Source organism: Bradyrhizobium sp. Pa8 (assembly GCF_052588265.1).
The window spans coordinates 4340253-4363419 of the sequence record NZ_CP176767.1; the positions used below are offsets into that span (position 1 = coordinate 4340253).

General features: G+C 60.2%; 16 protein-coding genes. 9 read left to right on the plus strand and 7 right to left on the minus strand.

Going from position 1 to position 23167, the window contains the following annotated elements; translation table 11 throughout:
* Positions 1-530 precede the first annotated feature (530 nt).
* Both ACKWRH_RS19580 and ACKWRH_RS19585 read left to right on the plus strand, forming a co-directional pair.
* Positions 531-1601, plus strand: a complete 1071-nt coding sequence (locus tag ACKWRH_RS19580) for a hypothetical protein (RefSeq protein WP_445221923.1) — start codon at positions 531-533, stop codon at positions 1599-1601.
* A gap of 264 nt (positions 1602-1865) precedes the next feature.
* Positions 1866-2996, plus strand: a complete 1131-nt coding sequence (locus tag ACKWRH_RS19585) for a L,D-transpeptidase family protein (RefSeq protein WP_445221924.1) — start codon at positions 1866-1868, stop codon at positions 2994-2996.
* 41 nt (positions 2997-3037) lie between these two features.
* On the opposite strand, the gene ACKWRH_RS19590 is transcribed toward ACKWRH_RS19585, so the two are convergent.
* Together ACKWRH_RS19590 and ACKWRH_RS19595 are read right to left on the minus strand one after the other, a co-directional pair.
* Positions 3038-3394 carry a hypothetical protein gene (locus ACKWRH_RS19590; protein ID WP_445221925.1) on the minus strand — a complete coding sequence of 119 codons (357 nt, stop codon included), beginning with the start codon at positions 3392-3394 and terminating at the stop codon, positions 3038-3040.
* Positions 3395-4194: 800 nt separating this feature from the next.
* Positions 4195-5229, minus strand: a complete 1035-nt coding sequence (locus ACKWRH_RS19595; protein WP_445216185.1) for an IS110 family transposase — start codon at positions 5227-5229, stop codon at positions 4195-4197.
* Positions 5230-6129: 900 nt separating this feature from the next.
* Here ACKWRH_RS19595 and ACKWRH_RS19600 point away from each other — a divergent pair.
* Positions 6130-6795: a CPBP family intramembrane glutamic endopeptidase gene (locus ACKWRH_RS19600; RefSeq protein ID WP_445221926.1), complete on the plus strand. Its 666-nt coding sequence runs from the start codon at positions 6130-6132 to the stop codon at positions 6793-6795.
* Positions 6796-7231: 436 nt separating this feature from the next.
* Positions 7232-7822: a glutathione S-transferase C-terminal domain-containing protein gene (locus ACKWRH_RS19605; RefSeq protein ID WP_445221927.1), complete on the plus strand. Its 591-nt coding sequence runs from the start codon at positions 7232-7234 to the stop codon at positions 7820-7822.
* Positions 7823-8037: 215 nt separating this feature from the next.
* On the opposite strand, the gene ACKWRH_RS19610 is transcribed toward ACKWRH_RS19605, so the two are convergent.
* The 4 genes from ACKWRH_RS19610 to ACKWRH_RS19625 all read right to left on the minus strand — a co-directional run bounded on the left by ACKWRH_RS19610 (position 8038) and on the right by ACKWRH_RS19625 (position 11319).
* Positions 8038-8986, minus strand: a protein-coding gene (locus ACKWRH_RS19610; RefSeq protein WP_445215585.1) for an IS630 family transposase whose coding sequence is annotated in 2 segments (ribosomal slippage) — positions 8038-8649 and positions 8651-8986 — 948 coding nt in all. Because the reading frame shifts where the segments join, the coding sequence is not laid out codon by codon here.
* A gap of 214 nt (positions 8987-9200) precedes the next feature.
* Positions 9201-10130: a hypothetical protein gene (locus ACKWRH_RS19615; protein ID WP_445221928.1), complete on the minus strand. Its 930-nt coding sequence runs from the start codon at positions 10128-10130 to the stop codon at positions 9201-9203.
* Positions 10131-10800: 670 nt separating this feature from the next.
* Positions 10801-11124 carry a hypothetical protein gene (locus ACKWRH_RS19620; RefSeq protein WP_445221929.1) on the minus strand — a complete coding sequence of 108 codons (324 nt, stop codon included), beginning with the start codon at positions 11122-11124 and terminating at the stop codon, positions 10801-10803.
* A gap of 33 nt (positions 11125-11157) precedes the next feature.
* The gene (locus ACKWRH_RS19625) at positions 11158-11319 is read right to left on the minus strand and encodes a hypothetical protein (RefSeq protein ID WP_445221930.1); all 162 of its coding nucleotides are present in this window, start codon (positions 11317-11319) and stop codon (positions 11158-11160) included.
* Positions 11320-11821: 502 nt separating this feature from the next.
* On the opposite strand from ACKWRH_RS19625, the gene ACKWRH_RS19630 reads away from it, so the two are divergent.
* From ACKWRH_RS19630 to ACKWRH_RS19650, 5 genes are all read left to right on the plus strand, one after another.
* Complete coding sequence (locus tag ACKWRH_RS19630; protein ID WP_445221931.1) at positions 11822-12811, plus strand: formylglycine-generating enzyme family protein; 990 nt, start codon at positions 11822-11824, stop codon at positions 12809-12811.
* Positions 12808-15324 carry an arylsulfatase gene (locus tag ACKWRH_RS19635; protein ID WP_445221932.1) on the plus strand — a complete coding sequence of 839 codons (2517 nt, stop codon included), beginning with the start codon at positions 12808-12810 and terminating at the stop codon, positions 15322-15324. Before ACKWRH_RS19630 ends, ACKWRH_RS19635 begins: the two co-directional genes overlap by 4 nt.
* A 123-nt stretch (positions 15325-15447) precedes the next feature.
* Positions 15448-16914: a DUF1254 domain-containing protein gene (locus ACKWRH_RS19640; RefSeq protein WP_445221933.1), complete on the plus strand. Its 1467-nt coding sequence runs from the start codon at positions 15448-15450 to the stop codon at positions 16912-16914.
* A 171-nt stretch (positions 16915-17085) separates the two neighbouring features.
* Complete coding sequence (locus tag ACKWRH_RS19645) at positions 17086-18519, plus strand: DUF1254 domain-containing protein (protein ID WP_445221934.1); 1434 nt, start codon at positions 17086-17088, stop codon at positions 18517-18519.
* 495 nt (positions 18520-19014) lie between these two features.
* A complete protein-coding gene (locus ACKWRH_RS19650) occupies positions 19015-20637 on the plus strand; it encodes an ABC-F family ATP-binding cassette domain-containing protein (protein WP_063983614.1) in 1623 nt (540 codons plus the stop codon).
* A 189-nt stretch (positions 20638-20826) separates the two neighbouring features.
* Here the strand turns inward: ACKWRH_RS19650 and ACKWRH_RS19655 are convergent, their stop codons facing one another.
* Positions 20827-23043 (minus strand): alkaline phosphatase family protein, encoded by a 2217-nt coding sequence (locus tag ACKWRH_RS19655; protein ID WP_445222439.1) that lies wholly within the window; start codon positions 23041-23043, stop codon positions 20827-20829.
* Between the last annotated feature and the right edge of the window lie 124 nt (positions 23044-23167).

The window sequence follows — 23167 nt, forward strand, 5'->3', positions numbered from 1 at the left end:
CCCAATGCCCGAAGTCCCGTCGCCGGGACGGTGGATCCGGTGAAGCCGTTACACGCCCAGTGGCCGTCGTCTGACGAACCACGCGTATCTAGATAGGCTCACCGCTCCCTCTGACAGCATGATGTGGCGGCCAGGCGTCGACCACGGACAGAAGCATGAGCTCGGCGGCGTGACGTTCACTCGGGAGGCTTGACATCATCGGGCCCATTACAGAAGGGCGCGTACTCATAAACCCGATCAGCCCGCGCGGAGGTAGGGCCCGTGTCCGTTTAGTCTTCAAGACCGGACATCGCCAGTTCGCCCGAGCTAGTCCGCTAAGGGCCACTTCCAGACATCGCCGATGGGTATATAGGATCATCGTCCAACCCAGAGAACAGCAAGTGGCCCGAATAGAAACCTTCGTATGGATCGTAACGACTTTCATAATCATTATGGCCGCCACTCCACCACGGGCTTTAGCAACACCAGAAGCGTCTGCATGCGGGTACCTCGCTGATCTAATCGATAAGGCACCGCCAGGGCCGTTGTTCTTGCCCAGCTATCCGACCGTGGAATCGGGGGCTCTCCATGGCGCCGCATACCTCTATGACAATGCGGTGGCCGCCATCGCATTAGTCGGTTGCGGTGAGCGAGACAAAGCACGTCGGATCGGCGCGGCGATTCTCTGGGCCATCGATAACGACCGGACCTGGCATGATGGACGGCTCCGGAACGCTTACGCCGCGGGTGTGGTGGCGAGTGGCTCCGCCAAACTTCCGGGTTGGTGGGACAATACTCAGAACAAGTGGTTAGAAGATCGATATCAGGTGGGCAGCGATGTTGGTAACATGGCATGGGCCATGTTGGCATTGCTGTCGATTGATGATGTGAACACCGGCTCTCGGTTCCGCGATGGTGCAGCACGGCTTGGCGCCTGGGTCGCGCAATGGGCCGATACGCGCGGTACTGGCGGTTTCACGGGTGGTACGTTTGGGCACGAACCGACGCCGGAAGTGCGGACGTGGAAATCGACTGAACATAATACTGACCTCGCCGCCGCGTTTGGCCTTCTTGCGATCCGTACAGGCGATTCGCGCTGGCGCGATAAGGCAACGGTTGCTGAGTACTTCGTAAATACGATGTGGGATCTGGCATGCGCCTGTTTAGCCGCAGGTACCGCTGAAGACGGTGTCACGCACAATCCGATTTTGGCTCTGGATGCCCAGATCTGGCCTTTAATGGCGCTCCCCGGAGCGGCCGAGAAATTTGCATCGGCAATTACTACCGCCGAACAGCGAATGAGTGTCGACGAGGGCTTTTCCTACGGTGAAGACCGAGACGGTGTGTGGACCGAAGGGACGGGCCAAATGGCTCTCTTGTTGAAATTGCTTGGCAGGACTGGGAGGGCAAAGTCGTTGATCGCTGTCATTGAATCCCAGAGGTCGCCGGATGGTGGGTTGTATGCCACAACTGCCCGCGAGTTACCGACTGGGTTCGTGTTGGACACCGATCCGACCAAGCCGCGACTCTATTTCCGATTGCCACATCTTGGCGCAGCTTCGTGGGCTGCCCTCGCGGAACGTGGGTTCAATCCCTTTACGGTGACAAAAGGACTTCCGTAGTTGAGCCGCAGTGCTTCTCGTCTCGGCCATTTCGGTCTGTTTTGATTTCGATATGTCCGCAAAGGGTCACTTGCAGACATCGCCAGTTCGCCCTAGCAAGTCCGCTAAGGGCCAGAAGCGGACGACGAGACCGAGCGCCTTGGCATCCCCAAGGCCAACGACAAGCTCGAACTTCTCCGGTGGCGGCGTCCATCTGGGCTTGCCTTACGAACCCACTGACTACACGCTACCCAAATGAGCAGATTCCACGCCCGAGGTAAGGTCATGATCGGCGCCACGGCACTCCGTGCGCTTGTGCTGACTACAGCTTTTTTCGCGGCGTTGTCGCCGGCCACCTGCCTTGGCGAAAACAGCAACCGCTTGCCGGCCAAGGCTACAAAGGAGCTACCACCCGAGTTGCTCTCGCTGCTCCGAAAAAAGAAGATGCCAAAATACTCGCCCATCCTTGTGCGCGTCTTCAAGCAAGAGGCGGAGCTCGAAGTCTGGAAACAGGACACCGCCGGCCTCTTCAAAATCCTCAAGGTGTACCCGATTTGTCGGTGGTCGGGGGATCTCGGGCCGAAACTGAAGGAGGGTGACCGTCAGGCTCCAGAGGGGTTCTATACGATTACTCCCGAGCTGATGAATCCCAACTCCGATTACCATCTTGCTATCAACGTCGGCTTTCCCAACAGCTTCGACAAGGCAAACAATCGCGACGGCAGCTTACTCATGATCCATGGCGACTGCTCATCGAGCGGTTGCTATGCCATGACCGACGAACAGATAAGCGAGATCTATTCGCTAGCGCGGGACTCGCTCGGCGGCCGACCGTCCTTTCAGGTCCAGGCTTATCCATTCCGCCTGACGCCGGCAAACCTGGCGCAGCATCGAAATAGCCCGAACCTCTCCTTCTGGAAAATGCTCAAAGTCGGCAACGATCACTTCGAGACGACGCATCTCGAACCTAAGGTGGACGTGTGCAATCGACGCTATGTGTTCGATGCGCAAGCTCCACCAAATTCGCCGTATCCTCTCGTGTTCAGTCCCACCGATAAATGCCCCGCGTTTGTCGTGGATTCCAAAATTGCGCGGCGGGCGCTTGAGAAGCAACGTACCGACGAACTCGAATTCGCGCGATTGCTCAATGACAACGTGCCGGCAGCCCCGATCTATAGCGGACTGGACGGCGGAATGAACGAGTCTTTTCTAGCAAAGTATCTGGTCAGAGTGACGCTTGCGAAAGTGATGCCGTATGCATCTTATCTGCCGCAACTGCCGCCAATCCCCTGGGTCACCAACGATGGCTCGTTGACGAGTAGATGGTTTGGCACCTCGTTCTCGAAACCGATTGCATGTGATCTGGCTCGTTCCAGCTTCCTGTCGACCGTCGTGGAAGGAGACGACGGGTGCTAGAGCGCCCGGACTACTTCAGGCTTGCATCCCTGCGCTCGCTATCAGCCCATGCTCCCCGGCATGAAGCAGCGCGGCTTCGGATGACCATCTAGGTAGTAAGGCCAGACCATCGTACGGCCAGCGCGGTTCGGTCCATCCACGACAGCTTCGTTCGGAACATCAACCCACTCGCCATCAAGGCGTACGCGATAGTGACCGTCCTTAGTTTCCCAATCGGCGTCATCAACGCGCTTCGCATCACTGCCATCGCAGCAAGGCCCTTTGCCACTGTGCAAGCTCTCATACCAGCTGTTCAAATCGGGGTGCTGATAATCGTGGGCGCGAGCGTGACCGATTGTAAAGATCGGCAGCATGACAGTGAATACGGCAAGTGCTGCATGCCGAAGGTGATTGTTCATCTTACTCCTAATCCCGCAGTGGAAGTCCTACACGCCGAACACGTCGAGGCACGCCAAGCTTGGGCCCGTAGTAGCCACTCCAGGGCCACACACATCGCCGCCCCGGTACCGCAGAGCTCAAGCTTGCTCACTCACCACCGGATATGAAAGGCCAACAGTGCTTGTGTTCTCTATGGAGATGGAGAAGCGATCGACCGATTAAAGGAATATTTCGTCACATCGTTTTCAACGATGCGCGATGTCGACGCGTCGTATGATCACGAGTTCCGGCGCATGCTGAAGAAGTTGAGTTTGGCCCTAAGCACGCCCTCCGCATTGCAGCGCCCGGTCTGCAATCTCAACGACGCAGCAGTATCTCCGTCCGAGATGACAAATCCGCCTGCTCCGATCGTCAACACGCGATTAATTTCGATGTCGGCACAGTAGACGGATATCGCTGCGACCACGACGAACGTCCGCTTCGGGTCATAAGCCGCCGATCACGCTCAATGTGGCAGACTTCCGCTTTGCGTTCGTAAGCCGACGTTTATGAGTACACGCCCTTCTGTAATGGGCCCGATGATGTCAAGCCTCCCGAGTGAACGTCACGCCGCCGAGCTCATGCTTCTGTCCGTGGTCGACGCCTGGCCGCCACATCATGCTGTCAGAGGGAGCGGTGAGCCTATCTAGATACGCGTGGTTCGTCAGACGACGGCCACTGGGCGTGTAACGGCTTCACCGGATCCACCGTCCCGGCGACGGGACTTCGGGCATTGGGCTTCAGTTCAGCCCGGTTGCGTTCTTAATTTCCTCCGCCTGTTCTATGCCGCTATCGGCCCCGCTTCAGCCCATCGGTAAGTTGTGCCGTCGACCCAGATCCGATGCAAGATCACTGCGAGCTTACGTGCCAGGGCGACTTTTGCGCGCTTCGAGCCTCGCCGTTTGGCGACGTCCATCCCCCAGCGCTTGAGTTTCGAGAACCGTGTGATACGCGATAGCAGAACGTTGGCGGCTTCATACAAGACCGTCCGCACCGTCTCATCGCCGGCCAGCGTGATTCCGCCCGTGACGTCCTTTTCTCCCGATTGATATTTCTTTGGTGTGAGCCCGAACAGCGCGCCTGCTGCCTTTGACTTTGCAATGCGCTTAGGATCATCAATCGCCGATTTGTAGGTAATAGCCACTAGGGGACCAACGCCTGGCACTGTCATCAGCCGGCGACAGACCGCATCGTCACGCACAGCTGCCAGCACAGCCTTGTGTAGCCTTCCGTATTCTGCCTTCAGGGTCGATCGCGCCGAAAGCATCGCATCGGCAATGCGCTCCAATGTCGCCTGGCCCGCAACCAGCTCTCGAATCCGCGCTTCGAAATTCCTTCGCGTCACCGGACCAACCTTCAGACCGAAGCCGCGCAAAATCCCTCGGATACTTAGTTCTACATCGATGAGCCGCCCGAGAAGCTGTTTGCGTGCGATCAGGAGTGCCCGGATCTCTTGCGCGTCAACCGACTTTACGTGTACCGATCGATACCACCCCATCCGGATCAACTGGGCGATCCCGCGGGCATCCTTCCGATCCGTCTTAACCGTCATTGCAGACAACGCGGCCTTCACGTGCCGCGTTTCCAGCAGAACTGTTTCGAATCCTGCACCTCTCAGGCCCGCATGCAGCCATTGCGACAGCGGCCCAGCCTCCAGCCCGATCCGCTTCACTGCAAAGCCGAGCGCCTCAAAAAGCTCAACTAAGGCGCCGGGCTCGCTTGCGACCTTTGCTTCCCTCAGGATCTTACCCTGGGCGTCCACAACACACACGCTCGACAGTTCCAATGACACGTCGATTCCGGCATAATTGTCCACGGCTGTCCTCCGTCTCCAGATGCTTGGGGCCGACTCAAATCGTGACCCCGTTTCATCATCTATCGGGGGACAGCCACCATCATGACCCCTTGCTCGGAGCCGGGCCCATTACCGCATCTAGTGGGGTGATTTCGCCTTTTGGACCGATACCGTTGCAAAAGTCGAAAGTTGCAGCGGTCCAAATGTTTAGCGAAAGCCTGAAGTGCAAAGAGGTCGACGATTCACATAGCCTCAGTCGCGCCACCGAAGTCGCCCATGAATTTGGCGCAAGGCGACGAGGTCCCTCAGATCATTGCGCGAAGAACGCGCCAGCGGCCCTCAGAGTTTGACGTCTCCTGCAAAACGACTTTTGCAACACAATCGACCCAAAGCAGACGCGCGTCCGTCAATCAGCCGCCGCCAAACTTGGATGGATCATCGTAGGCAGGAGGATCGTCGTGATCGGTCCGCAGACCTCCCGGAACGGAGTCGTCGCGATAGATGCGCACGCCGCCCGGAGTGATATAGCTCGGGGTGACAGCCTGGCCAGGACGCGTGATGGCTTGTCGCGGGATGTGATGCCACCTTGGGGCGGCGTTCGCAGAAGCACACGACGCGATCACAAGGCATAATCCTAAGACAAAACGCATTGCATTTTCTCCAAGCAGCTAGCCCTGTTCTATGTGGTGCGCGCGCCGCTCCTTGCTTTCACGTTTGAACGACGCTTTTGGCCCATCGCTTCTGCTGATGCGGTGTAGCCAAATGTCGGTTCATCGGGGCATACCGGAAGTTTGCAACCGAGCGTCAAACCGGACGCGATTGACCCTAAGCGGTCATCAGAGGCGGACAACCAACGATACCGGCATGGACGCTTCGTTCCAACTGTCTTAGGTTCAAGCCGCAGGTAATCTACAGGCGAGCATGGAAGAACGCTCCTCCGGCAATTCTAAAGAGCGCGCGAATAATCGCTCCAATACGCAACCGTTAATATGGTGGTTCATTCTAGCCCTTATGGCGCTAGTTGCGTCACAAGTCATGCGGCTGCATCAACATCAAGCGCTAAGTTGGCTTCTCTGGGACTATGCGGGTCGGATCGCTGCTCTCACCATTTTGGCGGCAGTGCCTTCTGCTCGGATCGCTGCATTTCGAACAGGTGAACGTCAAAGTTCACTTTTTGAGATTGTCCTTTGGATCGTCGGAATTTGCTTGCTAGATCGCTTTGTCCAGTTGCCGCAATCTCTCCTCAATGCGGCATTCCCTACAACCGTTCTCGGCGCATATCCGCACCCGACCGGATGGCTAAAAGCGTTCGATCTTTTTTTTGGCTTAGCCTTGGTAGCTATCAGCGAAGAAGTCATACTTCGCCGATACATCCGGCTAGCATTCCGGCCTTATCTGGGTGACGGCATCTTTGCCGTTCTCACTACGTCAGTTTTGTTCGGCGCAATTCATTGGTGGGCCGGCCTTGGTAATGTCGTTTCTGCGGCCACTGTTGGCCTTTTCCTCATGTTAATGCTGCGGCGGTCGGGTGTGCTATGGCCGGTGGCACTCGCGCATTACCTGCTAGATTTGATCAATTTCGCCTAACGCGCCTTGCAGGTTCGGATGTCTTACGACTGCTTCTGGCCCATCGCTTCAGTTTGCGCGCTACAGCGACATGTCCGGAGCGGGGAGTAGACCGGAAGTCGTCGAGCTACGGGCCAACCGACGCGATTTGACCCGTCGCGGACATTGCCCGCGCCTTGGCCGAAATCATGTCGGAGCTTGAAACTCCCCAGCAACACGATGTTGCTTCGGGCTTCGTCCCCAGTGAGACTCTCGGCTCGTCGTCAGGAACGGCATTGACGTGTTGATCGTTTGACGAAGCCACCGAGCCGCCTCTCCACGGACCCACAAGCCGCTGCTAGTTCCCCGGTCACTTCCGCTTGAGACAACGGGACGTGACGATTCGGTCCTGACCATGTCGCCTATCTTGCTAGGCGACATTCTAGCTTCCTATCGACCGACTAGTACGGAGACGCTCATGATGATCCTCTACTATCATCCCGGCGGCTGTAGCTTGGCTGATCACATCGTGCTGATCGAGACAGGCCTTCCATACAGACTCGTTAAAGTCGAACGGGGCAAGCGGACCGAGGATGGGCGTGACTTCATGACGATCAATCCAAAGGGTTTCATTCCCGCGCTGGAACTCGACGACGGGAGTGTCCTTACCGAGAATCTCGCCATTCTTGTCTATATCGCCCACCAAGCAGGGGCCCTGCTTCCCAGCGACGGTCTCGGCCGTTGGCGCGCACTTGAAGCCACTTCCTTCATGACCACCGAATTCCATGGCAATTTCAGGCCGTTTTTCCACGCTGACGCGACCCAGGCGGAAAGGGACAAGGCACGAAAATTGCTAGTCAAGCATTTCGCTACGATCGCCGGCCAGCTTGGCGATAGGCCGTTTCTGGTGGGCGATCGAATGACGATCGCAGATCCATATCTTGTCGTGATGCTGATGTGGGCTGAGAAGAACGAGATCGAGGTGCCGAAGCGGCTCAACGACTATCTCGCGCACATGAAGACGATTCCTTCGGTCGCCAGGGCGCTCACAGATGAAGGACTCGTCTGAGACCCGGCGCTATCCAAATCACTCGCGGCGGTTCGGAGCCGAACCGCTGGGCTGACGAGCGTTCTTTGGATGATTTCTAGACTGGTTTAACCTTGTGCTACTGGCCCAGAGCGGCCATCTCGGATTGTCCGCTTTCGTGCCGCTGCTGGGGTTAAGCAGACGTGAGCCCGAAGGATCTCGCTGCCTTTATGAGTACGCGCCCTACCTAGAGCGTTTCACATTTTGACTGAAGCATAACCGGCGTTGGCGAAGTAGTTGGCGCATTCGCGAGGCTGGATGTCGTGGACGAGGTGACCGATGTGGCGCCAAGTGTCCTCGATGGTGCGCTTCTGAGCTTGCCGCATCCAGTGTTTGATCTTGGAGAAGGCCTGTTCGATCGGGTTGAGGTCGGGCGAGTATGGCGGCAGGTACCAGAGCCTGGCGCCAGCAGCCTGGATCATCTGCCTGACAGCTTTCGACTTGTGGCTTCCGAGATTGTCGAGAATGACGATGTCGCCTTCGCGCAGGGTTGGCAGGAGAAGGTGCTTCACATAAGCGCGGAAGCATTCGCCGTTGATCGGGCCGTCGAAGACGCAGGGTGCCGTGAGTTGGTCATGACGGAGCGCGCCGAGGAATGTGAGGGTACGCCAGTGACCGTGTGGGGCGAAGCCGCGCAGGCGTGCCCCTTTGGGGCCCCAGCCCCGCAAAGGGGCCATGTTGGTCTTGATCCAGGTCTCATCGATGAAGACGAGCCGGCCCGGATCAAGTCCGGCCTGCCAGGATCGCCAACGCTGGCGCCTACGAGAGACGTCGGCGCGAGCCTGTTCGAGGGCGAACAGTGTTTTTTTTGAACCGCAGCCCTTCCCGACGCAGGAACAGCCAGACCGCGTTGTGTGAGACCTTGACCCCACGGGTTGCCAGTTCCGCCTTCAGACCATGCAGCGTCAGGTGCGGCGTCTGAGTGATCCGCTCGACGATGAAGGCGCGGTGCGGATCAAGCACAGGCTTGCGGTGACCGCCCATCTTGCCAGGCACAACCGAGCCGGTCGCCCGCTGCCGCTGTGACCACTTCACAACCGACGAGACCGCAACACCAAACCGTTCCGCCACAGACCGGCAGCTCTCGCCCGCCAAAACCGACGCCACCACACGCTCGCGAAGATCCAGGGAAAGAGGTCGGGTCATGCGATGCTGGCCTCCAATCCAGTCAGCATCTTGAATCACAATCCGCCAAAAACCGGAATCCCCTCCGATTCCATTAAGCAATGAAAGGCTCTAGGGGCGTGTGCTTGTAGAAGCCGCGTCCACTTACGCCAAATAGCGACCTCGAAGCGGGGCTGGACGAAGGTCGTCCTTGGGGCAGAGGCGGAGGTCCCCGCCGCTCTCCTACGTTCCCGCTTCATTTCACCGCAACATCGCGGTCGATGTCTTGCAGGTGCACGAAAGTTGCCCAGGCTTTTCGATATTCGCTATCTGCGGGATCGATCCCAAGCAAGGCGCGACACGCCTCCTTGATTTCGTCCGACGATGGACGCATCGCGACGTTTCCGGACGACCTGGCCTGGTTCCAGCGTTCCTCGACGCCTTTCGCCAAGGCGAGTGCTTCGGAGGGACTCCGTTTCCGGGTTGACCTTGCCAACGGGTGATCCGGAGGGAATTTGGGCCATGCGACGGGAGGCTGATCGGCTCGCCACGCACTCTCCTTGCCGGTCCCACGTTCTACCGGCAGGGTTGCCTGGGCTCCATTGGCCGGTTCAGGCGGGACAGTCCGTGCGGCCAACTCGCGGATCTGCTGATCCATGGTCCCGCCGGACGCCGTTGCACCTGCCGGGGATGCACGCGTCGTCAGACCTGACACAGTTGAGGTGCCGGCTTGCGGAGCGACCTTCTGAACGGTCTGCGCTACGGACAGCATGCCGGGCGAAAGAGCAGGCTTCTGCTGCGCGACCTTGTCATTTTCAGTGGGGCAAGGCCGAAATCCCGAACGCAGTTGCGTGATCCGGCCGTCGTCGTCAATGCGGGCAAAGTCAACGGCCACAGCGTAGACGAAAGCGGCATCGATGGATTGGCCGGATTTGTCTCTTGCGTTGACGGCGCCGCAGACATATCGCGCCGCGTCGGCCTCGACTGAGCGCAATGTGCTGAATTTGGCCGAGTCCGGATCGATCAGCACATGTCGAACTGCTGCGCGAGCTTTCATGTGCTCGGAGGAGAAGGCGCTGAGCACGACATCCGGATTGAACATGTCGGGCTGGTAGTACCACTTGTACTCCACAGCAAGGAATGCTGCGCCAAAGGCCGTCGCGATCAGGAGGGCAGATGCATTCATGGGCTTGGTCGGGTAATGGAACCCGGTCTGGTTGTTGTTGGTCGCCTAGACCATTTGCGATGGAAACTGCTAACAATTCGTAAATTGGTTGTTCCTGAGATTTTCAACAACTAATGGAGGAGCGATAGCCGGCTTCGCTCAGGGGGCAGTTCCCGGTGCGGGGCAACACACCGAGCAAGCTCAACTCAGGGGCTCAGGCCCAGGTGCGGCCGCCTGGGAGATAACATGTGAGAGCTGACTGACCGATGGAGTGTCCGACAACATGGGTTCTGTCCGGGGCTGGCGGCCTTCGCCGGAAGGCCTGGGCATCGGAGTAGTCGTACGTAGTTCGAGGCCCCCGGTATCGCCGCGAACGACGGCAAGATCCGCCTTACCCGAGGCCAATAGTTCCGACGCTTTGCCGACGTCAGGCTATCGATGACTTTCAACCGCGTGTGCGCATTCGATGCCGCCAGACGCGCTTGCCCTCGGGGCACGATGTTCTTGATCGACATCGAGACGTTCGCCCGACTTCCTGCAGCTGTTGCTGGAGGCAAAGGCCTGGGCGCGGTGCATCGAAGAAGGTTCGCCGGCTGGAAACGTGCGTAGCCCTCGCGGTGTCCCGTATGGATTCACTCAATCCGCGCGTTGTTCGCAGGACGGCGTCCTGGCGGGGCGTTACTGGTATCGCCTATTCCAACGGCTGCACCTTTGCTGCCATATCCGGAGCGCGGCTGACCCTGTAGTTGGCGTTGCTGCATTTCAGGACCCAGACGGCATGATCGGGCCTGGAGCGCTTAACATCTCTCGTGGCGCCGAGCGCCTTGTCGCAGGCAAAGCCCTGCGTGCGGATCTGCGCAGCAAGCATCTCCTTCGGCATTTCTTCCGCGGCTTGCGCGGCGGACATCGTCAGGTCGGTATGAGACGCGCTTCCGGTCAGAAGCGAGGCTGCAAGGAAAACCGCGCCAGCAAACAGATGGACAGGCGTAACGGCGTGGCGATCATCACACTGCATGTAAACCTTCCTCCCGATTGAACCTATTGGTTGCTAGAGATAGGCCGTGTAAGAGCTGACCCATACCAGGATCGAGGCGAGCAGACCGATCACGCCGGCATTGTCGGCAAAGGCGGTGGCGCTGCCGGACATGCCCAAGCGGAGCGCGTCACGGTCCATCCCGTCGGGGATGGAGAGGCACAGAATAATGACCATGGCTGGCCCTCATTCTAAGATTGTGCTAATGTGATGCTTGTGGAGGTAGTTGAAGCATCACCCTGCGGTAAGACTACAGGCCCATCACGTTTAATTCTAGCGCGCGTTTTTGATTCTGCAGACGCCATGCGGCGTTAACTGCAACCGATATTGCACGTCTCGATGCACGACCTCTCGCTTGGAAGCGAGAGTGGCTGCGCCTTACTACGCGCGTCCGGCCAGCGGCTACTATCCGGATCCGCTTTGTTATTGAGAGATCGACGAAAGGAAGGCTTCGAGACGCAGGCATCAGCGCTCGAAGTCGCGTTGCGTGTCCCGAGCGCGGATAGCGCGGCGGTGGCTTGATTTAGGTCAACGAATGCGTCCCGCTGCTGGTTCATCCAGCATCGGATGAGGGTTAGGCCAAGTCGTCGGGCGTCGCTTCTCAATGTCTCAAATGAGAGCCGCTTAAGTTTCAGCTCGGACCGGTGACTGGCAATAGGGATGCGTCTTCGGAGAAGTCATGACCCTTGCCGATGCGAATTCGTCATCTGATCATGAACAGCAGCAGCAGCAGTCTGCCGACGGCACCATGCTCTACGTTCCCGGCGGCACGTTCCGAATGGGGTCGGATCGGCACTATCCTGAGGAGGCGCCGGTTCATCGCGTGACGGTCGATGGATTCTGGATGGACCGCGCACCCGTGACCAATCGGCAATTCCGGCAGTTCGTTGAAGCAATGGACTATGTGACTTTTGCCGAAAAGCCACCGGACCCAAAGGACTATCCGGGCGCGCTGCCGCATATGCTCAAGGCTGGTTCTCTCGCATTTGCGACACCCAAGCGGCGGGTCGATCTGCGCAACTGGGGCGAATGGTGGACGTTCAAGTTTGGCGCCAATTGGCGGCGGCCCTACGGACCCGGCAGCTCGATCCGCGGGCTGGACGAGCACCCGGTCGTGCATGTGACCTCTAGGGATGCCGAGGCTTATGCCACGTGGGCGGGGAAGGAACTACCGACCGAGGCCGAGTGGGAATTCGCGGCACGCGGTGGCCTTGACGGAGCCGAGTTCGCTTGGGGCGACACGTTCATGCCCGGCGGACGCCAGTTGGCCAACACCTGGCAGGGCGAGTTTCCGCACGAGAATCTAGCGACCGACGGCTATGAGCGTACGTCGCCGGTGACGGCATTTCCTCCGAACGGTTATGGCCTTCACGACATGATTGGCAATGTCTGGGAATGGACGACCGATTGGTACGCGGCCAAGCATCAGGCCGATGCGCAGAAGGCCTGTTGCATCCCGCAGAATCCGCTCGGTGGTCGCGAAGACCAGAGCTACGACCCGTGCACGCCTAACATCAGAATCCCGCGCAAGGTGCTCAAGGGTGGTTCGCACCTGTGCGCACCCAATTATTGCCGCCGCTACCGGCCGGCGGCGCGCCATGCCGAGCCGATTGACACATCCGCCAGTCACGTTGGGTTCCGCTGTATCAAACGGGAGAACACGCCATGACCGATGAACAGAACAGGTGGCGACAGAAACAAAAATTGCTGCTGGCCACCGGCCTTGCGACATTGCTCGTGGCTTTGCCAAGCCTACTCACTGCGCAGGCCGCGGCGCAGCAAATCACCGGCACGCCGGGCACGCCCGGCGCTACGATGACACTCGATGGCAAGCAGCTTCCGCCCGAACCTCCGAAATTCGGCGGCGTCATCGAGGAGACCGCCAAGGACTCAAAACCATACTGGCCACCTTCCGTCGTGCCACCCAAGGGCGCGCCAAACGTGCTGCTGATCATGACCGACGACCAGGGTTACGGTGTGTCCGGCACCTTCGGTGGTGTCGTTCCGACCCCGGCGATGGATCGCGTCGCCAGGGCGGGTCTGCGCTATACACAGTTCCACTCGACGGCGCTCTGCTCGCCGACGCGGGCGGCGCTGATCACCGGCCGCAACCACCACTCGGTCGGGTTTGGTGTGATCGGTGAAATGTCGACCGGCTATCCCGGCTACAATTCCGTCATTGGCCAGGAGAGCGCGACGGTCGGGACTATTCTGCGGGACAACGGATTTGCCACCTCGTGGTTCGGCAAGAACCACAACACGCCAACCTATGTGTACAGTTCGGCCGGTCCGTTCGACCAATGGCCGATCGGTATGGGATTCGAATACTTCTACGGCTTCATGGGGGGCGAGACCGATCAGTGGACGCCCTATCTTTTCAAGAACACGACTCAGATTTTTCCGTGGGTCGGCAAACCCGGCTACAACCTCATCACCGACATGGCGGATGAGGCCATCAACTACATGAACGGCTTGAACGCGTCCGCTCCCGACAAGCCGTTCTTCGTCTATTACGTACCTGGCGGCACCCATTCGCCGCATCAGCCGAAGAAGGAATGGATCGACAAGTTCAAGGGCAAGTTCGACATGGGCTGGGAGAAGCTGCGCGAGCAGATCTTCGCCAACCAGAAGCGTCTCGGGGTTATCCCCGCGAACACCCAGCTCACCCCCTGGCCTGATACCCTGCCGAAGTGGGACTCGCTCTCACTCATACAAAAGAAATTATACGCGCGAGAGGCGGAGGTGTTTGCCGGCTACGCAGCCTATACCGACAATGAGATCGGTCGCGTCATCCAGGCGGTCGACGATATGGGCAAGCTCGACAACACGTTGATCATCTATATCAGCGGCGACAACGGCACCAGCGCCGAGGGCACGCTCGAGGGCACCCCGAACCAGATGACCGCCTACAACGGCGTCCTCAAGCTCCCCGAGGCCGAGTTGATGCTCCATTACGAGAACTGGGGCTCCGACAAGACCTACCCGCATATGTCCGTGGCGTGGTCGTGGGCCTTCGATACGCCGTTCAAGTGGACCAAGCAGGTTGCATCGCATTTCGGTGGGACCCGGCAAGGCATGGCTATCTCATGGCCCGGCCACATCAAGGACGTCGGCGGCATCCGTAGCCAATTTCATCACATTGTCGATATCGTGCCGACGATTCTTGAAGCCACTGGCATTCCCGCACCCGCGACGGTCAATGGTATCAAGCAAAAGCCGATCGAGGGCGTGAGCATGGCCTATACGTTCGACCAGGCCAACGCCAACGCTCCGTCAAAGCGCGACACGCAGTACTTCGAGATGTTCGCGAACCGCGGCATCTACCATGACGGCTGGTATGCATGCACGACGCCGCCTGTGCCGCCATGGCTTTTGGGAACGGCAAAGCTGCCCGAGATCAACGAATACAAATGGGAACTCTACAATATCGTCGAGGACTTTTCGCAGTTCAATGACCTCGCAGCCAGCAATCCCGACAAGCTCAAGGAGCTCCAGGCACTGTTTCTGACGGAGGCGGGGAAATACCAGGTCTTGCCGCTGGACAACTCGGTGCTGCCGCGCCTGACGACGCCGCGGCCGAGCGCGACCGCCGGGCGAACCGAATTCACCTACAAGGGAATGAATCCCGGCATCCCTGTCAACAATGCGCCTGACATCATGAACAAGAACTACACGATCACCGCCGAGATAACCGTCCCGCAGGGCGGCGCTGAAGGGATGATCGCGACTCTCGGCGGCCGATTCAGCGGCTACGGCCTCTATCTGCTGAAGGGCAAGCCGGTCTTTGTCTACAACATGCTGGATTTGAAGCGATACCGCTGGGAATCGGGCGTGGGTGCGCGGGACTGGTTGGGCACTGCGCTCAAGCCGGGCAAGCACACCATCGCGTTCGATTTCAAGTATGACGGCCCCGGTTATGGCAAGGGCGGCGCCGGCGTGCTGTCGGTCGACGGCAAGGAGGTCTCCCGCCAGTCGATCCCGCACTCGATCTCGTTCATCATGGCGATCGACGAGTCCTTCGACGTCGGGGTGGATACCCGCACTGGCGTGGATGACAGCTACAAGCTGCCGTTCCAGTTTACCGGCAAGATCGACAAGCTGACGTTCAAGCTTGGACCGACGCAGGTGTCGAGCGACGAGCAAAAGCTGATGCGGCACGCGTTGGAAAGAGCGAGAGACTAGTTCGTTTTGATCTGCGGGCGTCAGAGGATGCCCGCAGACTCATCCTTGCGCGGAGGCGCACGGAAATAAAGCAAGGCGGGCCGGGCCTGCTGGACGGAGCAGAACACATCAGGAGGAATCGACATGCCTCGGGGCATTCTGACACTGACTCTATCACTCTGCATCGGCACTCTGACAGCACCCGGGGCGCTCGCGCAAAGCGCCGCGCCGGCAATCACGGAGCAGGAAGCGCACGCGATCGCGGTCGACGCCTATGTCTATTTCTACTCGCTGCTATCGATGGACCTGACACGGAAGCAGTTCACCAACGTCGGGCCCGGCAAGGAAATGGCGAAGGGGCCGCCGAACACGTTCAGTAACGTGCCTGAATATCCACCTGCGGACTTCAGGGGTGTCGTTCGATCGAACTTCGACACCTTATATTCCAGCGCATGGCTGGACATGACCAAGGAGCCGGTTGTCGTCACGGTACCGGATACGAACGGGCGCTACTATTTGCTGCCGATGCTCGACATGTGGACCGACGTGTTTGCGTCGCCGGGCTGGCGGACGACCGGCACCAAGGCCGGGACGTACCTGGTAACGCCGCCGGGCTGGCGGCCAGATCTGCGCGAGCGGTTCGCCGAAGAATTCAAGCTTCCAACGGATACCCAGCGTATCGACGCGCCAACGCCTTACGTCTGGATCATCGGGCGTACCAAGACCGATGGCCCGCCGGACTACGATGCCGTCCACAAGATCCAGGCCGGCTACAAGGTCGCGCTGCTTTCCGAGTTCGGCAAAACGCCGAAGCCGGCCGAATTCAAGCCGGACCCGAGTGTCGACATGAAGACGCCGCCAAAGGTCCAGGTCGACACCATGTCGGCCGGCGTGTATTTCGCCTACGCCGCGGAATTGCTCAAACTCCATCCGCCGCACATCACCGACGAGCCGATCATCGCCCAGATGAAGAAGATCGGCATCGAGCCGGGGAAGAGTTTTGACATCGGCAAGCTCGATCCGGTGTTGCAACGCGCACTGGAGACCGCACCGCAGGATGGCCAGAAGCTGATGGCCTGGAAGGTGCCGACGCTCGCGCGGGTCGCCAATGGCTGGTCGATGAACACCGACACCATGGGCGTCTATGGCAATTACTATTTGAAGCGGGCGATTGTGTCGCAAGTGGGACTCGGCGCCAATCTGCCCGAGGACGCCATCTATCCCCTCAACCTCGGTGACGAATCCGGCAAGCCGCTTGATGGCGCGAACAAGTACACCATCACCTTCGAGAAGGGCGCTGCCCCGCCGGTCAACGCCTTCTGGTCGATCACCCTTTATGATCCGGAAGGCTTCCAGGTCGGCAATGTGCTGAACCGCTTTGCCGTCAGCAACTGGATGCCGTTCAAATACAATGCGGACGGATCGCTCGATCTCTACTTCCAGAACGAAAACCCGGGCAAGGACAAGGAAGCCAATTGGCTGCCGGCGCCGAAGGGGGCGTTCAATCTGACGATGCGACTCTACAGCCCGAAATCGGACGCGCTGACCGGAAAATGGAATCCCCCGCCGGTGATGCGGACGCCGACAACGGTCGGTCTGTCGGCCCAATAACGCCGCGATGAGCGCCGGCGCTTCGGCGCCGGCGTCCATATTTGATCTGTCGCTGAGAGGAGGGGAAGGCGGAAAGCAGGCTTGCCTTAAAGCCTGTGCGAGACCGGAACTATCATTCCTGACTATCACACCAATGCCGTTTCCAAACGCAAATGTAGCGGAGACTGTCCAATGAATGTTACGCGTCGCAACGTCACGATCGGCGGGATGAGCCTGCTCGCCAGTGCCTCCATGAGCACCATGAGCCACGCCGACTTCGGCGAGCTCCTCGGCATCGGCGAAGGATTCGAGGATTTCGCGCTCGCCACCGACGCCTACATCTTCGGCTACCCGCTGGTGACGATGGAAATGACGCGCAGGGTTCTCACCAACGTCGCGGCGCCGGCCGGGACCCGAGCGCCGATGGGGCAGATCATCAAGCTGCGCCAATACCCCAACGCGTCCTACAGGGACGTAACCGCACCGAACGCGGACACGCTCTACACCAGTGCGTTTTTCGACGTCGGCAAGGAACCGTGGGTATTGAGCATCCCGGACATGAAAGGCCGTTACGCGCTGTTTCCGATGCTGGATGGGTGGACCACCGTGTTCCAGGTGCCGGGCAAGCGGACCACCGGCACCGCGGCGCAGACCTATGCGATCACGGGCCCCGGATGGAAGGGCACGCTGCCTCCCGGCGTCAAGGAATACAAGTCGCCGACCAGCATCGTGTGGCTGCTCGGCCGCATCTATTGCACCGGCACGCCGGAAGACTATGCCGAGGTGCACAAGCTGCAGGACGAATTCAAGCTGGTGCCGTTGAGCTCCTATGGCAAGCCCTACACACCGCCCGCGGGCACCGTGGATCCGTCTCAGGACATGAAGACGGCCGTGCGCGAGCAGGTCAATCGCATGGATGCCGTGGCATATTTCACGCTGCTCTCCAAGCTGATGAAAGACAATCCGCCTGCCGCGGCGGATGCGCCGCAGCTTGCCAAGTTTGCCAGGATCGGGATCGTGGCGGGACAGGATTTCGATGCGAGCAAGCTCAAGGCGGACTTTGTCAAGCGCGTTCCGGAAATCGCCAATGACCGGATCATGCTCCAGTTCAAGGTCAACAAGGACATGAAGGACGAGAGCGGCTGGGGCTTCACGACCAAGACCGGCATCTACGGCACCGACTATCTGATGCGGGCGCTTATCACGGCCATTGGCCTCGGCGCCAACCGTCCGCAGGATGCGGTCTATCCGACTTCTCAGAAGGATGCGGAGGGCCGCAAGTACAGTGGTGCAAACAAATACGTCATACGATTTCCCAAGGGGCAGCTGCCGCCGGCGGAGGGATTTTGGTCACTCACGATGTATGACTCCGGCTATTTCTTCGTGAGCAATCCGATCAACCGCTACTCGATCAGCGCGCGGGAGCATCTGAAATCGAATCCGGACGGGTCCACCGATCTCTACATCCAGAAGGATTCCCCGGGGAAGGACAAGGAATCCAACTGGCTTCCGGCACCATCGGGCGATTTCGTCCTGATGATGCGGCTGTACTGGCCGAGCGAGAAGAACCCCTCGATCATCAATGGATCGTGGAAGATTCCGGCGGTGAGGAAGGCTGAAGCCTAACGAAAGGAGCGAAGAGAGCGGATTACCGCAGCGTAATTGTGCCGCCTTGAAAGGCGACGCATTGATGGCGCACTACACTGAAGCCCGCGCTTCGGCACGGGCTTCGGTGGGCGAATCCGCCTTGGCATTGCTTCCACCGTTCAATAGGAATTGACACGGGATTTGTCCTCGCCTTGCTTCGAAGGAAGCAGTTGGTATTTGAGCTTCGCCGTGCCGGCTCCGCCTCGGAGGCAAACAAGCGAACCGGCTCAAATTTGATCATAAACATCAGGATCGCCAAGGCGCACGGCTTGGCCCTGGCGCCAGCTACGCGGCCGCGCCCATGAAATCGTCGAGTTGGAGCATCAGGGTCCGCTTCCGCCCAAGAGCCCGAAGCTGCGGGTGAAATGGCGGAATCTGGCACCCGCGGGGTTAGAACCCGGGCCCGGCCGGGCTTCCCCTGGCGGCCGGCATGGCCTATGACGCTGCAACGCAAAAATCCCACAAAAAGACCCCATGATCCGCCTCGACAACGTCAGCAAGCAAGCCGGCCACCAGATCCTGTTCATCGAAGCTTCCGCCGCCCTCAACAAGGGCGAGAAGATCGGCCTCGTCGGCCCCAACGGTGCGGGAAAGACCACGCTGTTCCGGATGATCGCCGGTGAGGAACTGCCCGATGAAGGGCAGGTCTCCACCGATCGCGGCATCACCATCGGCTATTTCAACCAGGATGTCGGCGAGATGAGCGGCCGCAGCGCCGTGGCCGAGGTGATGGATGGCGCGGGTCCCGTCAGCGAGGTCGCAGCCGAGTTGCGCGAGCTCGAGGCCGCGATGGCCGACCCCGACAAGGCCGACCAGATGGACGAGATCATCGCGCGCTATGGCGAGGTGCAGCACGCGTTCGAGGAACTCGACGGCTACGCGCTCGACGGCCGCGCGCGCGAGGCGCTGTCCGGCCTCGGCTTCAGCCAGGAGATGATGGACGGCGATGTCGGCAAGCTTTCCGGCGGCTGGAAGATGCGCGTCGCGCTGGCGCGTATTCTTTTGATGCGCCCCGACGTCATGCTGCTCGACGAGCCGAGCAACCATCTCGATCTCGAAAGCCTGATCTGGCTGGAAAAATTCCTGCACGATTTCGAAGGCACGCTGCTGATGACCTCGCATGATCGCGAGTTCATCAACCGCGTGATCTCCAAGGTGATCGAGATCGATTCCGGGTCGCTCACGACCTATACCGGCGATTACGAGTTCTACGAACAGCAGCGGGCGCAGAACGAGAAGCAGCAGCAGGCGCAGTTCGAGCGCCAGCAGGCGATGCTCGCCAAGGAGATCAAGTTCATCGAGCGTTTCAAGGCGCGCGCGTCTCATGCCGCCCAGGTGCAGAGCCGGGTGAAGAAGCTCGACAAGATCGAACGGGTCGAGCCGCCGCGCCGCCGCCAGACCGTGGCATTCGATTTCCCGCCGGCGCCGCGCTCGGGCGAGGACGTCGTTGCCTTGAAGAACGTCTACAAGGGCTACGGCAGCAAGCGCATCTATGACGGCCTCGATTTCATGATCCGCCGCAGGGAGCGCTGGTGCGTGATGGGCGTCAACGGCGCTGGCAAGTCGACGCTGCTCAAGCTCATCGCCGGTGCGAGCGAGCCGGACGAGGGCACGGTGGCAGTCGGCGGCAGCGTCAAGATGGGCTATTTCGCCCAGCATGCGATGGACCTGCTCGACGGTGAGCGCACCGTGTTCCAGTCGCTTGAAGACCAGTTTCCGACCGCGGGGCAGGGCTCGTTGCGCGCGCTCGCCGGCTGCTTCGGCTTCTCAGGCGACGACGTCGAGAAGCGCTGCCGCGTGCTGTCGGGCGGCGAGAAGGCACGCCTGGTGATGGCAAAGATGCTGTTCGATCCGCCGAATTTCCTGGTGCTGGACGAGCCGACCAACCATCTCGATCTCGCCACCAAGGAGATGCTGATCACGGCGTTGGCGGATTTCGAGGGCACCATGCTGTTCGTCTCGCATGACCGCCACTTCCTGGCGACGCTGTCGAACCGCGTGCTGGAACTGACGCCGGAGGGCATCCACCAGTTCGGCGGCGGCTACACGGAATATGTCGCGCGCACCGGGCAGGAAGCGCCGGGGTTGCGGTCGTAATCGGAAGCCGTAGCCCGGATGGAGCGAAGGGCCATCCGGGATTCGTTCCACGCGAGCGGTCGCGTGATGCAGTTGCTCCGGCCCCGGATTGGGCTTCGCTCCATCCGGGCCGCAACCAAATCGAGAGACTCGCAATGAACTGGCGGGATGGGCGGCGGTACTGCGCCCATCCGTTGTGGCCGTAAAGCGCTACCGCAGGATCTCGCGCAGCACCTCGCCATCGACCTGGTGCGGCCGGACGCCCAGGATCTGCATGATGGTCGGCGCGACGTCGAGATTGTGCATGCGCCGGATCGTGGCGTTGTTGCGGATCTGCGGGCCGGCGGCGATGAAGGTCGCGCTCATCACCGGCAGCTTGGGATCGTGGCCGTGGGCACCGTAGAAATTGGGCATCGACAGCGCGGTCGTCGCCGCATTGAACGGAGCATCGCCGAGCCGGGCGACGCCGGGGCTCTGGATGCCGTCGAAATTGTAACCCGGGGCCATCAGCGCGAACACGTCGCCAAAGTCCTGACCGATGGTCTTGCTGGTGCACTGTCCGAGCCCGGCCTCGCACTGTAGCGGGCGGGTCTCGACCACCGTGAACAGCCGCCCGTCCTCGAGCGAACCGTTGAATTTTGGGTTGGGATCGACGGCATTCCTCACGGCCTCGGTGATCTGCGTCACCAGCGCCTTGTAGGTGGCAGGATCGACGGTGCCGCCCTGTTCGCGCTGTTGCAGGTTGACGTAGATGTTGGCCGCCGGACCGGAGGTGCGGATCGCCACTTTGGTGGTGTCGATGCCGGCGTTCTTCAGGATATTGGCCATGCTGACCGAGGTGTGGAACGGCGCAAAGCCGTGGTCGGACACGACGATGACGTTGCTGTCCGGCCCTGCAGCATCGGCGATCCGCTTCACCGCCTTGTCCGCGGTCTGATAGGCGAAGCGAATGTAGGACTTGTAGCGGGCGACCTTGGCTGCGTCCTGGTTGGCCCCGATCGAGTTCGGGTCCTTCGGGTTGGTGCCCTGGCGGGGGTCGGTGAGCAGGAACTGATGCTCGGAGCCGTCGGGCTGCTCGATATAGACCATCACGAGATCGGCGTCGGGATTGTTCAGGATGGCGCGCTCGCCGATATCCGCCTGATAGCGCACGAAGGTCTTGACCATGTCCTCGAACATCGCCTCGATCTCGATGTCCGGGAAATTGGTGAAGCCCGGGCTCAGCCGCTCCGGAATGCGGAAGTCGGCCTGCGGACGCCAGAAGCCGATATTGTTGTTGATGTCGTCGACGTCGGTCAGGACCGGTGCGTTGCGCGGAATGAAGTTGGCGCCGTAACGGGCGAAGCGCACCACCGAGAGATCGGGCGCAAGCTGCGAGACGAAGTAGGCCGCACCGACTTTGGCGCCGCTGCCGTCGAAGAAGAACGGCGCGTTCTCGCCACCGAACTTCGCATAGGCCGGTCCGGTCGCCGGGGGCTTGAACGGTCCAGCCGCGATGCCCCGCGTGACGTCGAAGAACACGAGCGTGTCGTAGTTCACCTTGCTGTCATTGGTGGTGTCGAGCGCCGCAACCCGGATCGCGTATTTAATGTCCTGGGTAGCCGCGTTGGTGCAGGTTGCGGTCGGAGCGGATGCGCATGAGAACGTCTCGATCGGCGCGGAGGTTGCCAGCACCGGGCTGAAAGAGAAGCGGCCAGCCGCCTGGAGGGCCGTGGCCACGGCCGGATCGGCGGCGAAGTCCGCCGATGTGAGCGAAAAGCCCTGGGCGCCGATGCCGCCGAATGCGCCGAACGGCACGGTGTAGTCGGTGATGCGGATGGGCTGGGCCGGTTGCACCACAGTGCCGTTGATCGAGATGTCGGCGCCGTCGCCGCCCGGCCACGTCGCGGTGACGACTTTCCTGCCCTGCTGGCGCAGTTGCACCCACAGCGGCAATGCCGTCGGACGCAGCGAGGGCCCGAGCGGGCTCTCGCGATAGCCGCCGATCGGCGCGGCGAAACCGCTGAGGCTCGACGTAACCGGCCCGACGATCGCCTGGTAGGTGTTCGAGGGAATGTCGTTGTGGACGGCGGTCGAGCCGGTGGCGATCTCGATATGCGAGACGGCGGTAAGTGACGGCGACGCCGTGATGTTTTGCCGCGCCACCGCGCCATGGCGGCTCAGCCGCGCCAGAGCGCCGTCGCGCGGCAGTACGCCTTCGTCGATAAATTGCTGGATGAAATCGGGCTTTGCACCGTCGAGCGAGATGACGACTACCGGCGGTGAGCGGTGACCGTGATGATGGTCCCGATCATGGTCGCGATCCCTGGAATTGTCGAAGCCGCGGTCGCGGCTGTTGTCCTCCTGATCGGCGTGCGCCGGAATTGCGGTGCCGGCCAGCGATGCGGCGAGCGATATCGACGAGATCAGGGAGAAGAACGCTTTCATGTCCACGTGGTGCCCATGTTTCTTGCTGCGCAACCCGCGCGGGTTTGACCTGGAATGACGCGGGGATTATCGAGCGTGGCCCACGACGCGCGTGTGACGCCTCGGCGACGTGTGTGCGTCGTTG

Bases quoted from the DNA above. Each gene is read 5' to 3' on its own strand.
- ACKWRH_RS19585 (WP_445221924.1), top strand. From the start codon at position 1,866: ATGATCGGCGCCACGGCACTCCGTGCGCTTGTGCTGACTACAGCTTTT.
- ACKWRH_RS19590 (WP_445221925.1), bottom strand. From the start codon at position 3,394: ATGAACAATCACCTTCGGCATGCAGCACTTGCCGTATTCACTGTCATG.
- ACKWRH_RS19600 (WP_445221926.1), top strand. From the start codon at position 6,130: ATGGAAGAACGCTCCTCCGGCAATTCTAAAGAGCGCGCGAATAATCGC.
- ACKWRH_RS19605 (WP_445221927.1), top strand. From the start codon at position 7,232: ATGATGATCCTCTACTATCATCCCGGCGGCTGTAGCTTGGCTGATCAC.
- ACKWRH_RS19615 (WP_445221928.1), bottom strand. From the start codon at position 10,130: ATGAATGCATCTGCCCTCCTGATCGCGACGGCCTTTGGCGCAGCATTC.
- ACKWRH_RS19620 (WP_445221929.1), bottom strand. From the start codon at position 11,124: ATGCAGTGTGATGATCGCCACGCCGTTACGCCTGTCCATCTGTTTGCT.
- ACKWRH_RS19625 (WP_445221930.1), bottom strand. From the start codon at position 11,319: ATGGTCATTATTCTGTGCCTCTCCATCCCCGACGGGATGGACCGTGAC.
- ACKWRH_RS19630 (WP_445221931.1), top strand. From the start codon at position 11,822: ATGACCCTTGCCGATGCGAATTCGTCATCTGATCATGAACAGCAGCAG.
- ACKWRH_RS19635 (WP_445221932.1), top strand. From the start codon at position 12,808: ATGACCGATGAACAGAACAGGTGGCGACAGAAACAAAAATTGCTGCTG.
- ACKWRH_RS19640 (WP_445221933.1), top strand. From the start codon at position 15,448: ATGCCTCGGGGCATTCTGACACTGACTCTATCACTCTGCATCGGCACT.
- ACKWRH_RS19645 (WP_445221934.1), top strand. From the start codon at position 17,086: ATGAATGTTACGCGTCGCAACGTCACGATCGGCGGGATGAGCCTGCTC.
- ACKWRH_RS19650 (WP_063983614.1), top strand. From the start codon at position 19,015: ATGATCCGCCTCGACAACGTCAGCAAGCAAGCCGGCCACCAGATCCTG.
- ACKWRH_RS19655 (WP_445222439.1), bottom strand. From the start codon at position 23,043: ATGAAAGCGTTCTTCTCCCTGATCTCGTCGATATCGCTCGCCGCATCG.